Origin of the sequence: Dactylosporangium sp. NPDC000555 (assembly GCF_040300025.1) — a bacterium.
GTDB lineage: Bacteria > Actinomycetota > Actinomycetes > Mycobacteriales > Micromonosporaceae > Dactylosporangium.
The window spans coordinates 92838-107342 of sequence record NZ_JBEPDB010000005.1; the positions used below are offsets into that span (position 1 = coordinate 92838).

At 73.4% G+C, this 14505-nt stretch carries 8 protein-coding genes; 3 read left to right on the plus strand and 5 right to left on the minus strand.

Annotated elements, in window-relative coordinates:
• Positions 1-6: 6 nt before the first annotated feature.
• Both ABT297_RS05875 and otsB read left to right on the plus strand, forming a co-directional pair.
• Complete coding sequence (locus ABT297_RS05875; RefSeq protein ID WP_350545130.1) at positions 7-1407, plus strand: alpha,alpha-trehalose-phosphate synthase (UDP-forming); 1401 nt, start codon at positions 7-9, stop codon at positions 1405-1407.
• Between the two features lie 99 nt (positions 1408-1506).
• A complete protein-coding gene (gene otsB, locus ABT297_RS05880) occupies positions 1507-4062 on the plus strand; it encodes a trehalose-phosphatase (RefSeq protein WP_350545131.1) in 2556 nt (851 codons plus the stop codon).
• 46 nt (positions 4063-4108) lie between these two features.
• Here the strand turns inward: otsB and cobA are convergent, their stop codons facing one another.
• The 3 genes from cobA to cobC are packed head-to-tail and all read right to left on the minus strand — an operon-like array spanning position 4109 to position 7370.
• Entirely contained in the window at positions 4109-5311 is a 1203-nt protein-coding gene (gene cobA, locus ABT297_RS05885) for a uroporphyrinogen-III C-methyltransferase (RefSeq protein WP_350545133.1), read from the minus strand.
• Positions 5308-6351, minus strand: coding sequence for a nicotinate-nucleotide--dimethylbenzimidazole phosphoribosyltransferase (gene cobT, locus ABT297_RS05890; RefSeq protein ID WP_350545134.1), 1044 nt, complete (start codon positions 6349-6351; stop codon positions 5308-5310). Before cobT ends, cobA begins: the two co-directional genes overlap by 4 nt.
• Positions 6345-7370: an Rv2231c family histidinol phosphate aminotransferase CobC gene (gene cobC / locus ABT297_RS05895; protein WP_350545136.1), complete on the minus strand. Its 1026-nt coding sequence runs from the start codon at positions 7368-7370 to the stop codon at positions 6345-6347. The genes cobT and cobC overlap by 7 nt, the downstream gene beginning before the upstream one ends.
• Positions 7371-7417: 47 nt before the next feature.
• Here cobC and ABT297_RS05900 point away from each other — a divergent pair, with 47 nt between their 5' ends.
• Entirely contained in the window at positions 7418-9640 is a 2223-nt protein-coding gene (locus ABT297_RS05900; protein ID WP_502885500.1) for a transglycosylase domain-containing protein, read from the plus strand.
• Positions 9641-10123: 483 nt separating this feature from the next.
• Here the strand turns inward: ABT297_RS05900 and ABT297_RS05905 are convergent, their stop codons facing one another.
• Entirely contained in the window at positions 10124-10699 is a 576-nt protein-coding gene (locus ABT297_RS05905) for a GNAT family N-acetyltransferase (protein ID WP_350545138.1), read from the minus strand.
• Positions 10699-14421, minus strand: a complete 3723-nt coding sequence (locus tag ABT297_RS05910; RefSeq protein ID WP_350545139.1) for a cobyrinic acid a,c-diamide synthase CobB — start codon at positions 14419-14421, stop codon at positions 10699-10701. The genes ABT297_RS05905 and ABT297_RS05910 overlap by 1 nt, the downstream gene beginning before the upstream one ends.
• Between the last annotated feature and the right edge of the window lie 84 nt (positions 14422-14505).

The window sequence follows — 14505 nt, forward strand, 5'->3', positions numbered from 1 at the left end:
CGACACGTGGCTGGAAACAGTGCATTCGTGGTGGTCGCCAACCGGCTGCCCGTCGACAAGGTGGTCGGCCCGGACGGAGAGACAACGTACCGCCGGAGCCCGGGCGGGCTGGTGACCGCGCTCGAACCGGTGCTCCAGCAGCGCGACGGGACCTGGGTGGGCTGGCCGGGCGGCGCCGGGGAGTCGGACACGCCGGAGGAGACGTTCGAGGCCGGCGGGGTGCAGCTGCACGCCATCTCGCTCAGCGCGGGCGAGATCGAGCGGTACTACGAGGGCTTCTCCAACTCGAGCCTCTGGCCGCTCTATCACGATGCCGTCGAGACGCCGATCTTCAAGCGACGATGGTGGGAGTCGTACCGCCTGGTCAACGAGCGGTTCGCCAAGGCGGTCGCGGACGACGCGGCGCCGGGCGCCACGGTGTGGGTCCAGGACTACCAGCTCCAGCTCGTGCCGGCCCTGCTGCGCGAGACCCGGCCCGATCTCAAGATCGGATTTTTTCTGCACATCCCGTTTCCGCCGGTCGAGCTGTTCATGCAGCTACCTCGCCGCGCCGACATTCTCAAGGGCTTGCTTGGCGCCGATCTGGTCGGCTTCCAGCGGCCACTGGGCGCGCAGAACTTCGTCCAACTGGCCCGGCATCTGCTGGGCACCCGCGTGCGGCGCGGCATCGTCGAGTGGGAGGGGCGCACCGTGCGCGCCGAGGCCTTCCCGATCTCGATCGACGTCGAGGAGATGCGCCGCCTCGCCGCGTCACCGGAGGTGCAGGCGAGGGCGAAGGCGATCCGCACCGAGCTCGGCGACCCGCGCACCATCATCCTCGGCGTCGACCGGCTCGACTACACCAAGGGGATCGAACGAAGGCTGAAGGCATTCCGGGAACTGCTGTCGGAAGGACGACTCACGGCGCCCGAGACGGTGATGGTACAAGTGGCTACGCCGAGCCGGGAGCGGGTGGAGCACTACCAGACCCTGCGGGTGAACGTCGAGCGCGAGGTCGGGCGGATCAATGGCGAGTACGGACGAGTTGGCCAACCGGCGGTGCACTATCTCCATCAGTCGTACAGTCGGGCTGAGCTGGCCGCGCTGTACGTCGCGGCCGACGTCATGATGGTTACTCCGCTGAGGGACGGGATGAATCTGGTGGCCAAGGAGTACGTCGGCGCGCGCGCCGACGGCGGTGGCGCCATCGTGCTGTCGGAGTTCGCCGGCGCCGCGGCCGAGCTGCGCCAGGCGTTCCTGTGCAACCCGCACGATCTCGACGGGGTGAAGGACGCACTCATGCGTGCGATTCACGTCGACCCGGTCGAGGGACGCAAACGGATGCATGCTATGCATTCCCACTTGCGCGCGCACGATGTCCGCAGCTGGGCGGACGCGTTCCTCGACGCACTCGGCGCGGCATCATGAACCGGCCGCTGACCCGGCGCCGGCTCGACAGCGCGAGACAACCGTCCCGACACCCTGAATGTACAAACGACCTCCATCGCTCCCACGAACAGGCCGGACATGAACCAGACCTCGGCGACAGGCACCGTCCTCTCGCTCGACCCGGACCTCCGCGCGGCTGTGCTTCGCGTCGCTCGCGTGCCCAACCTCTTGGTGGCATGTGACTATGACGGCACGCTCGCGCCGATCGTCGCGGACCCCACCAAGGCGACCCCGACCGCCGAATCCGTAGCCGCTGTACGCGCGCTGTCGTCGTTACCGCAGACGACGGTCGGCGTGATCAGCGGACGGGCTCTGCGCGACCTCGCCGCCCTGTCCCGCCTCCCCGCCGAGGTGCGCCTGGTAGGCAGCCACGGCTCCGAGTTCGACGTCGGCTTCGTCGACGAGCTTCCGCCCGAGCGCCAGCAGCGCCGTGCCGAGCTGCAGGCCGCACTCAACGCCATCTGCAACAACCAGCCGGGCGTACGCCTGGAGAGCAAGCCGGCCAGCATCGCCGTGCACACCCGGGCCGCGCCGCGCGACGTGGCCCAGCGGGTGTTCGACGCGGTCCGCAGCGGCGCCGCGCTGTGGCCGGACATCGAGGTGACCACCGGCAAGGAGGTCATCGAGCTGTCGGTGGTGCCGACCGACAAGGGCCTGGCCGTCGACGCGCTGCGCATGCAGGCGTCCGCGAGCGCGGTCGTCTACCTGGGCGACGACGCCACCGACGAGAAGGCCTTCGCCCACCTGCACGGCCCGGACCTGAGCATCAGGGTCGGCGCCGGCGACGAGACGCAGGCGCGGTTCAGCATCGACGGGGCGCAGGAGGCCGTCGCGGTGCTGGAGCTGCTGCTGTACACCCGGCGGCGCTGGCTCTTCGGCGAGCAGGCGGTGCCGATCGAGCGGCACTCGATGCTGTCCAACACGCACACGGTCGCGCTGCTCACCCCGGCCGCCCGGGTCACCTGGCTGTGCCACCCCAAGCCGGACTCGGGCGCGGTCTTCGCCGACCTGCTCGGCGACACCGCGGCCGGGCACTTCACGGTGCAGCCGGAGAAGGGCGGGACCCCGCTCGGGCAGCGGTACCGTCCCGGGACCATGACCGTGGAGACCCGCTGGTCGGGGCTCACCGTCACGGACTGGCTCGACCACCACCGCACCGGCAACTCGCTGATCCGCGTGCTGTCCGGCAGCTCGCGGGCGCGCATCGACTTCGTCCCGCGGCCGGACTTCGGCCAGGTGCACATCCGCTTACAGCCGCTGGGCGACGACGGCCTGCTCGTGCTCGGCTCCAACGAGCCCATCGTGCTGTACTCCCCCGGCATCGAATGGGACATCAGCTCCGACGGCCACAGCGACCTGGCCCGCGCCACGGTCGACCTGGGTGCCCTGGGCGGCAGCGCGATGCTCGAGCTGCGGCTGGGCACCGACTCGATCGAGGCGCCGCGGGTGCCCCTCGCGGAGCGGCAGATCGCAGCCGAGCAGTCCTGGCGGGACTGGTCGGACTCGCTGAAACTGCCCTCGGTCGCCAAGGACCTGGTCCGCCGCAGCGCGCTCACCCTGCGCGGGCTGTGGCACAAGCCGACCGGCGCGATCCTGGCCGCGGCGACCTCGTCGCTGCCGGAGGAGGTCGGTGGCTCCCGCAACTGGGACTACCGGTACTGCTGGCTGCGCGACGCCTCGCTGACCGCCAAGGCGCTCGTCGACCTCGGCTCGACCGAGGAGGCGGAGTCGCTGGTGCGCTGGACGCTGCGCGTCGCCGACAACACCGACGGGCACCCGGAGCGGCTGCACCCGCTGTACACGCTCGACGGCACCGAGCTCGGCCCGGAGGCCGTGATCGAGGCGCTGCCCGGCTACGCGGGCTCCCGCCCGGTGCGCATCGGCAATGCCGCCAACGGCCAGGTGCAGCTCGATGTGTTCGGCCCGGTCGCCGACCTGATCTGCACCCTGGCCGACGTGCGCCCGCCCGAGGAGGGCGACTTCGCGCTCATGCACGCGATGGTCGAGGCGGTCGAGCGGCGCTGGCACGAGCCGGACCACGGCATCTGGGAGGCCCGCCGCCGGCCCCGGCACTACGTGTACTCGAAGGTCATGTGCTGGATGACCGTGGACCGCGGCATCCAGCTCTTCGAGCGGCAGGGCCGGCTGGTGCCCGACGGCTGGCAGACGCTGCGCAAGACCATCGCCGACAACGTGCTCGACAAGGGCTGGAACGAGACGATCGGCGCGTACACGGTCGCCTACGGCTACGAGGAGATGGACGCCTCGGTGCTGTGGATCGGCCTGTCCGGCCTGCTGCAGGACGACGACCCGCGGTTCCTGGCCACGGTGCTCGCCGTCGAGGCCGAGCTGCGCGAGGGTCCGACCGTCTACCGGTACCGCTGGGACGACGGACTGCCGGGCGTCGAGGGCGGCTTCCACCTGTGCACCACGTGGATGATCGAGGCGTATCTGCGCACCGGCCGCCGGGCCGACGCGGAGGAGCTGTTCGCGCAGTTCATCGAGTGCGCGGGCCCGACGGGGCTGATCCCGGAGGAGTACGACCCGATGACCGAGCGGGCGCTGGGCAACCACCCGCAGGCGTACTCGCACCTGGGCCTGATCCGCTGTGCGCTGGAGCTCGACCGCTCGTAGCTTCGTCGCTGTGAGGGCGCCGTCTCCGGACGGCGCCCTCACAGTCTCACGTCGCGAGCGCGTCCACGACCGGACCGATCACGATCACGGCCGGCGGGCGCATCGCCGCCTCCTTGGTCTCGTCGGCGACCGTGGACAGCGTCGCCCGCACGATGCGCTGATCCCGGGTCGTCCCCTCCTGGATCACCGCGACCGGTGTGTCTGGCGCCCGGCCGTGCTCCTGCAGCACCGCGGCGATCGCCGGCAGGTTCTTCAGCCCCATCAGCACGCACACGGTGCCCCGCAGCCGGGCCAGCGCCGCCCAGTCGACCAGCGACTCGGCGTGGTCCGGCGCCAGATGGCCGGAGACCACCGTGAACTCGTGCGCGACCCCGCGGTGCGTCACCGGGATGCCGGCCGCGGACGGCACCGCGATCGCGCTGGTAACCCCTGGTACCACGAGCACCGGCACGCCCGCCTCGGCGCAGGCCAGCAGCTCCTCGCCGCCGCGGCCGAAGACGTACGGGTCGCCGCCCTTGAGCCGCACGACGAACTTGCCGGCCTGGGCCCGGTCGACGAGCACCCGGTTGATCTCCTCCTGCGCCGCCGAGGGCCCGTACGGGATCTTCGACGCGTCGACCAGCTCCACCTCGGACCGCAGCTCGTCCAGCAGCAGGCCGGCCGCGAGCCGGTCGACCACGACCACGTCGGCCGCGGCGAGCAGCCGGCGGCCGCGCACGGTCAGCAGCTCGGGATCGCCCGGTCCGGAGCCGACGAGCGCAACCGTGCCCCGCCGCGCCTCGGCGTGGGCCTCGTCGAGCCCACCGGTGGCCAACTGCTCGCCGATCGCGTCGCGAACCGCGACCGCGCGGACCGGGTCGCCGCCGGCCAGGACCGCGACGGTGACCGGGCCGTGGCGGGTCACCGCAGGCGTCCAGGCGGACGCGGCGTGGCGGTCGTCGGCGCGGACGGTGAAGATCCGCTTGGCCGCCGTCACCTCGCTGATGGCCCGGCCGGCCTCGGGGTCGTCCACGGCGACGTGGACCAGCCAGACGTCGTCGGCGTCGGCCGGCTCGAACCGGCGGGCCCGCCAGGTGAGCCGGCCCGCGTCGACGTGGGCCCGCAGCGCGGGGGTGATGTGCGGGGAGACGAGCACGACGTCCGCGCCCGCGTCGAGCAGAGCGGGCACGCGCCTGGTGGCGACGGCGCCGCCGCCGACCACCAGGACGCGTAAGCCGTCGAGTTGCAAACCGAGGGGGTAGGGGTTCACTTGTGGGATACTCCAGCAGAGTCGAAAGTCGCGACTTCGTGCAACACGCGGACAGCACTGGCCACGATCGGCAGCGCCAGGACGGCGCCGGTGCCCTCGCCAAGGCGCAGGCCGAGGTCGACGAGTGGTTCGAGCTCAAGATAGCCCAGCGCGACGGTGGCGCCCGGTTCGGCCGACCGGTGCCCGGCCACCATGGCCCCCACCGAGGCCGGCGCTAGGGCGTGCGCGGCGAGTGCGGCCGACGCGGCGATGACGCCGTCGAGGACCACCGGCACGCGCAGGGCGGCGCCCCGCAGGATGTACCCGGCCAGCGCCGCGTGCTCCAGCCCGCCGACCGCGGCCAGGATGTCGATCGGATCCTCGGCGCTGAGCCCGACGACGGCTGACGTGACGACCGCGACCTTCCGGGCGTGCGTCTCGCTGTCGATGCCGGTGCCGAGCCCGGTGACGGCGGCCGGGTCGGCGTGCGTGAACGCCGCGATCAGCGCCGCCGACGGCGTGGTGTTGGCGATGCCCATGTCGCCGGTGAGCAGCGCCCGGGCGCCGCTGGCGACGAGGTCGTCGGCGACCTGCATGCCGGCCTCGATCGCGCGCACGGTCTCCTCGCGCGTCATCGCCGGCTCGACGCTCAGGTCCCGGGTGCCGGCCCGCACCTTGCGGTCGAGCAGCGCCCCGGCCGGCTCCAGCGTGGCCTTCACGCCCACGTCCACGACCGTGACCGGCACGCCGGCCTGGCGCGCGAAGGCGTTGACGACCGCCCCGCCGGCCACGAAGTTGGCCACCATCTGCGCGGTGACCTCCTGCGGCCAGGGCGTGACGCCCTGCTCGTGCACGCCGTGGTCGCCGGCGAAGATGGCGAGCGCCGCCGGCTGCGGGATCGGCGGCGGGCACACGGCGGCGAGCCCGGCCAGGCGTACCGACAGGGTCTCCAGCGCGCCGAGAGAGCCCATGGGCTTCGTCAGGCGGGCCTGCAGCGCCCGGGCGGCGGCGATGGCCTCGTCGTCGAGCGGCCGGATCGCGGTGATCGTCTCGTTCAGCATGCTGAGCCTCCCAGTAGGTTCGACAACACCGCGACGAAGGCGTCACTCGTCGCAGTGTCCCGCACGGCAATACGTAACCAGTCCGGGCCCAGTCCCGGGAAGGTTTCGCCACGTCGCACCGCGAACCCGCGCTCGCGCAGCGCGGCGCGCACCTGCTCGCCGCCCGCCACCTTGATCAGCACGAACGAGCTCGACGGCCGCCCGGCGACCCGGACCCCGGCCCGCTCGAGCGCCCCGACGAGGTGCGCGCGGTCCGCGACGAGCCGCTCGGCGATCTCACGCTCCGTGTCGACCGCCCGGGCCGAGGCGCAGGCGAGCGCGGCGGCGAGGGCCGGCGTGGAGACGCTCCACAGTGGAGCGTGCTCGCGCAGCCGGTCGAGCAGGCCGGCCGGCCCCAGCACGTACCCGATCCGCAGCCCGGCCAGCCCCCACGTCTTGGTCAGGCTGCGGATGACGAGCAGCCCCGGCAGCTCGCGGTCGCTCGACAGCGACTCCGGCTCGCCCGGCACCGTGTCGGCGAACGCCTCGTCGACGACGGTGATCCGGCCGTCCCGGGCGATCGCGGCGATGGCCGCGGCCGGGTGCAGGACCGATGTCGGGTTTGTGGGATTGCCCACGATCACCAGGTCGGCGTCGTCGGGGATGGCCGGATCGATGAGTCGAAAGCCGTCCCGCTCCCGCAGCAGCACCCGCTCCACCGCGTGCCCCGCGGTCAGCAGCGCCGATTCCGGCTCGGTGAACTGCGGGTGCACCACCACCGCCCGCCGCGGCCGCAGCGCCTGGGCCAGCAGCGTGAAGGCCTGCGCCGCCCCGGCGGTCAGCAGCACCTCCTCCGGCGGCCGCCCGTGGCGCCGCGCGATGGCGGCCGTGGCCTCGGCCGGATCCGGGTATCGCGCCAGGTGCGCCAGCGACGCCGCGATCGGCCCGGTCAGCCAGGATGGCGGCGCCTCCTGCCGGACGTTGACCGCCAGGTCGACGAGGCCCGGCGCGACCTCCGCATCGCCGTGAAACCGCAGCATCAGGCGATCGTCGCGTATGACGGGTCGAATTGTCCTAGCTTAAGAATGTGATCGCGCGCACGATGCGGGTGGCCGGCGGCCTCCTCAAGCTCCTGCGGACCGGGCTGGTCGTCGGCCTCGCCGTCGCCGTGCTGGTCTACCCGCTGGCCGCCATCACCGGCGTGGGCGCGAGGCAGGGCGCCGAGGCACTGGCCACGCTGCCGGCCGCGCTGCGCCAGTCCTCCGACCGATACCTGCCCGCGCAGACCACGCGCGTGTACGCCGCGGACGGCACCACGCTGCTCGCGCAGTTCTACGAGGAGTACCGCACGTACACCACCCTCGCGGCGATATCGGTCAACGTCCGGCAGGCGATCGTCGCCGCCGAGGACGCGCGGTTCTACGAGCACCACGGCGTCGACTTCAAGGGCGTCGCGCGCGCGTTCGTGGCCAACCAGAAGGCCGGCGTGGTTTCGCAGGGCGCCTCGACGATCACCATGCAGTACATCCGCAACGTGCTGCGCGACTCCGCCCGCACGCCGGCCGAGGTCAACGAGGCGACGGAGCAGACCGGGGCGCGCAAGCTGCGGGAGATGAAGCTCGCGATCGAGCTCGAGAAGCACATGAGCAAGAACGAGATCCTGGAGCGGTACCTCAACGTCGCCTACTTCGGCCATCGCGCCTACGGCATTCAGGCCGCGGCGGAGGTGTACTTCTCGAAGAAGCCGGCCGATCTCACGCTGCCGGAGGCGGCCCTGCTGGCCGGGCTCGTGCAGGCCCCGTCGTCCTACGACCCGGCCGACGCCGACCCCAAGGCCGCGACCACGCGCCGCGACTACGTCATCGACCGGATGGTCGACCTCGACTACCTCAGCCGCGCCGACGCCGACACCGCGCACGCGGAGCCGATCGCGCTGAGGCTCACCGAGCCGCCGAACGACTGCCTCGCGACCCGTCCCGGCTGGGGGTTCTTCTGCGCGATGTTCCGCTCGTGGTGGACCGGCCAGAGCGCGTTCGGCGCAAGCTCGAACGAGCGCCTCGACAAGCTGCGCCGCGGCGGATATACGGTGGTCACCTCGCTCGACCCGCGCATCCAGGAGATCGCTCAGCAGCAGATCCTCAAGCGGGAGAAGACCGGCAGCCCGTACGCGCTGGGCCAGGTCGCCATCGAGCCCGGCTCCGGCCTGATCCGGGCCATGGCGGTCAACCGGGTGTACTCCCTCGACCGCGCCAGCAACGGCCCGCACTCCGATCCGCGGCAGCGCGCGCGGATGCGAGGCAACTACCCGAACACGGTCAACCCGCTGCTCGGCGGCGGCGACATGGCCGGATACCAGGCCGGGTCCACGTTCAAGATGTTCACCATGCTGGCCGCCCTTGAGCAGGGCCTGCCGCTGTCGACCGCGATCTATTCGCCGAAGACGTACCAGTCGAAGTACAAGACCGGCCGGGACAGCTCCGCCCACTGCGGCGACGACTTCTGGTGCCCGTCCAACGCCTCGGACTCGATGACCGGCCAGCAGACCATGTGGTCGGGCTTCGGCAAGTCGGTCAACACGTACTTCGTCCAGCTCGAGCAGCGCGTCGGCGCCGAGTCCGCGGTCCGCATGGCCGAGCGCCTGGGCCTGCGCTGGCGGACCGGCATCGACCAGCTCCAGGCCTCTCCCGCCAAGGCCAAGAGCTGGGGCGCCTTCACGCTCGGCGTCGCGGACACCACACCCCTGGAGGTGGCCGGCGCCTTCGCCACGGTCGTCGCCGACGGGGTACGCTGCGAGCCCATCCCCGTGATGTCGATCACCGACGCCTCCGGCAAGCCCGCCGTGGACGACAAGGGCGTCCCGGTCACGAATCCCCGCTGCGCTCAGGTCCTCTCGGCCGACGTCGCCCGCGGCGCCGTGGACGCGGCCCGCTGCGTGACCGGGTACCGCGCCACGACCGGCGACTGCGGCGGCTGGTCCACCGCTCCCCGTGTCTACTCGACGGTCGGGCGCCCGGTCGCGGGCAAGTCCGGCACGACCGACGACGACCGCTCCGCCTGGTTCGTCGGCATGACTCCCGGCCTGACCGTCGCCGGCTTCATCGCCGACCCGGACAACCCGCTGCACCGCGTCGGCTCGGGCAACGCGGGCAAGCCTCGCGAGACGGTGGCCGAGACCCTGCGCGACGCGTTGGCCGGCACGCCGGTGCGCGACTTCGTCGCCCCGAGCCCCGCCGTCGCGGGCAAGTCCCCCGCCAAGGCTCGCGCCCGCACCTCGAACGCCAAGCCCACGACCGGCGCCCCACGCCGCTGACCCCCACGCTCGCTCGACGCGCCCCGTCGTTCCCAGACGTGCCCCCACCGGGAGACCCGACGGCTTCAGCCAAAGCGCCCCTCGGGATAGCAACTGAGCCGACGCGCGCCGGTGAGTCCGGTAGCTTCAGCGACGCGCCCATCGGGAGGACGGTGACCGAGCCGACACGCGGCCGGTGAGCCCGGTAGCTTCAGCCCGATGCGCCCTCGGGACGGCGACCAGAGCACGCGCGGCCGGTGAGCCCGGTAGCTTCAGCCGACGCGCCCGGGAGGATGGCGACCGAGCCAGCGCGCGGCCGGTGAGCCCGGTGGCCTCAGCCCGATGCGCCCTCGGGACGGCGACCAGAGCACGCGCGGGCGGTGAGCCCGGTGGCCTCAGCCGATGCGCCCTCGGGACGGCGACCAGAGCACGCGCGGCCGGTGAGTCCAGCCGATGTGATCCCGCTGCCGACAGCGACCAAAGGCCCGTCGACGGCCGGTGGCTTCAGCGGATGTCGGACGGGAGCAGCGACCAGCTCTCCAGATCGACACGCCCGCTGGCGAGCGAGCCCGCGTTGCGCAGAAGACCCTCGTAGGTGAACCCGGCCTTCTCCGCCACCCGCCGCGACGCCACATTGCCGGGTGCCACGCGTAGCTCGATGCGCTGGAACCGGTGCTCCAGCAGCAGCGACAGCGCCAGCACGTCGACCGCCTCCGGGGCCACGCCGTATCCGCGGGCATCGGCCGCCACCGCGTACGCGATCTCGGTCGACCGCGTCAGCCAGTCGGTGTTCTTCGTCCACAGGCACCCGACGAGCCGCTCGTCCTCGCGCCGCACGATCCCGTAGTGATCACCGGCCCCGCTGTCCCGCCGCTCGACCGCGAACTCGGTGCACCAGGCGTATCCGTCGAACTCCTCCAGCTCGTCCTGCGCCACCGGCAGCCAGCGCCGCACGAGCCGGTCGGCGAAGATCTCGGCGACCCGCTTGTCGTCATCGGCACACAACGGCCGCACGGTCAGCCGCGGCGTCTCGACCACCAGCGAGGGAAATCGGCGCAGCGCCACCGACCACGTCGCCACTAGGCTGCCTCGCTCGAACCACCGGCCGGCGGCTTCCCGCCACCGCTCCCCGCACCACCCGCGTCAGCGTCGGAGCCCCCGGAACCGGCCACACCCTCACCGGGCCGGGAGCCGACCGGCCCATCGGCGCCCTCGGCCGCGAGCCCGCCCTCGGCGGATCGAGAGTCGGACAGATCCCCGGCGCCCAGAGAGCCGGGCGCGGCATCGGCGGACCGGAAGCCGGAGGCTGGGCCAACCGGCGCGGACCCGGGCGGCGCGGACACGGGGCTCGGCCCGGACGGATCTGAAGGCAAGCCCGAAACAGGCGAAGAAGGCACGGAACCGGACACTACCGAACCGGACGGCCCCAAGACCGGCGCCGACACGGGCGCGGCCGGAATCGACGCGATTTCGACAGCGGACCCGGACGACGGCGGCGCCGAAACCGGCGGCGCGGACACGGGAGCCTGTTCCGGAAGATCGCCGCCCGGGAGCGACGGCGAGGAGTAGGTCCCGGGCGCGCTGTCGGGCGAAGGCACGAGTTCCGACCCCGCGGCGGGCATGGCGGTGACGCCGACCGGCGCCGCGGAAACCGGAGCGGTCGCCCCCGGCATGGGCGCCGACGAGACGGGCATCGCCGCCGAGGTGGCCGGGCTGATCACCCCAGCGGGCCGCTCCCCCACGGCCGGCGGCGTCGATACCGGCTGAGCGGCGGAACCCCCAGGCGCGGAAACCGGCTGAGCGGCGGAACCACCCGGAGCGAACACCGGTTGAACGGCGGAACCGCCGGGCGCGGACGAAACCGGCTGGGCGGCGGACGAGGGCTGCGCCGCGGAGGGCTGGGAGGGCGCGGTCGGCGGCGAGATCGCTGAGGTCGTCGGCACAACCCCAGACGATGGCAGGCCCACGGCCGTCACGGGGCCGTTCGAGCCGGAAGGCACCCCAACGCTCGCCTCATCGGTCGCAGTGAGCGGCGTTTCACCGGGCGCACCACTGGTGGCGGCGGGCAGGACCGTCGTCCCCTCCTCGTCCGCGCCATCAGCCGGGCCGGTCGACCAGGGCCCCGACGTCACCGAGCCCGCGGCGGTCAACCCAGCCCCGGACCGAGCACCACCCGCCGAGTCACCCGGCTCGCCCGAGTCGCCATCGCGAAACCAGTCCGCTTCGTCCGACACTACGGAAATGTCGGACATGGCCGCACTATCCGAGGAAGCCCACTCCCCCGCCGAACCGACAGAGCCCGAACCCTCCGAACCCGCTCCGCCCGAGACGGACCCCGAACCCGCAAAACCCGAACCGGCGGAGCCCGGACCCGCAGAGCCCAGACCGCCAGAGCCCAGACCGGCAGAGCCCGAACCCTCCGATCCCACCCCGCCCGAGACTGACCCCGAACCGGCGGACCCCGGACCAGCGGAGCCCGGACCGGTGGACCCCGAGCCGGTGGAGCCCGGGTCTACAGAACCCGGACCCGCCAACGACGGCGCACCCGACACCGCGGCCGCGGACGACTGGCCCACGGACGCCGAAAGAGCGGACGCCGGAGCCGCGGACGACACACCCCCCGACGCCGGAACCACCGGCGACGGAACTCCCGACACCGGGACCACAAGCGACGGAACTACCGACGCTGGGGCCACCGGCGACGAAGAAGCCACCGACCTAGACGCGGGCGACACGGAGGCGGACGACGGAGGTGCGGACGGCGTAGCGGCCGACGACGGGGCGGATGACACGGGCGTGGACGACGCCGGGAGCGACGAGGCCGGCGACGAGGCAAGCGACGAGGCCAGGGCGGCCGGCTCGGACAGGGACGGTGAGGTCCATGACATCGGCATCGCGGGGCCGAGCGCCGGGCCGAACGGCGACGACGCGCCCGGCGAGGTCGGCGCGTTCGCCGGCACGCCGGAAGCCGCCGCGGCGCCGGACGGCGAGCCGGGCACCGCGGACGTAGCGGACACCGGGGACGAAACGGGCCCGGCGGAGAGAACCGACCCCGGCGCCGAGCCGGTGGCCGGCGAAGCGACGGAGACCGGGGACGAGCCGACCGCGGTGAGCGGGGGTGATGAGACGACCGGCGCGGGCGCGGCCGGGTCGGAGGCGAGCGCAGCGGCCGCGGCGATCGAACCGGGGCCGCCCGGGCTGGACAGGATCGAGCCGGGGATGGCCGAGCCGGGCAGGCGCGGCGGCGCGGCGGGCTCGGGCGCGGTGTAGTCGGCCGTGTAGCTCGGGCCGGTGCCCGCGGCGGCCGGGACGCCGGTCATCCGGGCCGTGGGGAAGGTCAGCTGGGGGACGGAGGGCCGCCCATACGGACTGGTCGACGGCGTGCTCCACTGGCCCGGCGCCGGTGCGGCGGTCGCGCCGGCCGCGGCCACGAAGCGGGACGCGATCGACGGCGTGCCGGCCCAGTGCAGGCCCAGGTAGGAGGCGTGCACGCCGCGCTGCACGAAGCCCTCGGCCGGGCCGCCGGCCCACGTCCAGGCGGCCTGCTGGCCCGCGCGCGGCGTGATGGTCGTGCGGTGCATCTTGTGGCCGATGACCTGCGCGCCGACCGGCAGCAGGACCGACGAGGATCGGGCGGTGGCCTCGCGGTAGCCGAGGACGACCAGGTCGGTCTCCCGGGCCGAGGCGTCGACGACCCCGCACATCGGGCGGCCGTTGTAGTCGCGGCACAGCCAGACCAGGCCGGTCCCCTCGGCCGCGATCGGCTTGCCGGCCGCGGCGTGCGCGGCGACGGCGGAGCGGAGGCGGCCGTTGAAGGTGAGCTCCTCCGCGTAGGACTCGGGCAGCGCGGCGCCGATGACCAGTCCGTCGACGTTGGCCGGCAGCGCCTCGTCGCGCAGCGGGTCGAACGGCACGACCTCGGCACCGGCGGCGGCGAGCAGCTCGGCGGTCTCCGGGTAGGCGAAGGCGACGCCCACGATCGGGCGGCGGCCGATGCGCGTGGCCGCGAGCGAGGACGGGGCGGCGTCGCTCGCGCCGGCTGCGGCCACCTCGGCCTCGGCGTTCCACGGGTCGGAGATCAGCCGGGGCGCGGAGCGGGCCAGCGCCATGGTGCGGTCGATGTCGACGGCGCCGGCGATGACCTCGCCGAGGCGGCGCACGGCGCGCACGGCGTCGATGTTGTGGTGCACGACCGGGACGACCCCGTGGTGGCGGGACGGCAGCGGGGCCCCGGCGTCGCCGGCGTCGCTGAGGGCGTGCCGGCGCAGGGCGCCCAGGACGGGCACCCCGATGTCGTCGAGCGCCTCGCGCAGCAGCTGCTCGTGGCGGCTGGAGGCGACCCGGTTGAGGATCACGCCGCCGAGCCAGAGCAGCTCGTCGTAGGCGCGGAAGCCGTGCACGAGGGCGGCGACTGACTGGCCCATCGCGCCGACGTCGACGACCAGGATGACGGGTGCGCGCAGCAGGCCGGAGATCTGCGCGGTGGACTCGCTGTCGGTGCGCCCGGCGAGGCCGTCGAACAGCCCCATCGTGCCCTCGACCACGGCGATGTCCAGCGACGCGGCGCCATGGGCGAACAGCGGCCCCATCCGCTTGGCCCCGACCAGGCGCGGGTCGAGGTTACGGCCCGGGCGGCCGGCGGCCAGGCCCAGGTAGGCGGCATCGACGTGGTCCGGCCCGATCTTGAACCCGGCGGCCCGGTAGCCGCGTGCCGACAGCGCCGCGAGCAGGCCGACCGACACGGCCGTCTTGCCATGACCGGACGACGGCGCGCTGATCACCAGCCGCGGGATCGTGCTCATGTGCTCCTCCGGCGCTGAGGCGTAGGTGTGTCCCGGACGATACCGAACGGGCGCCACCCCAGCCGCCCCGAAGGGACGGGATAC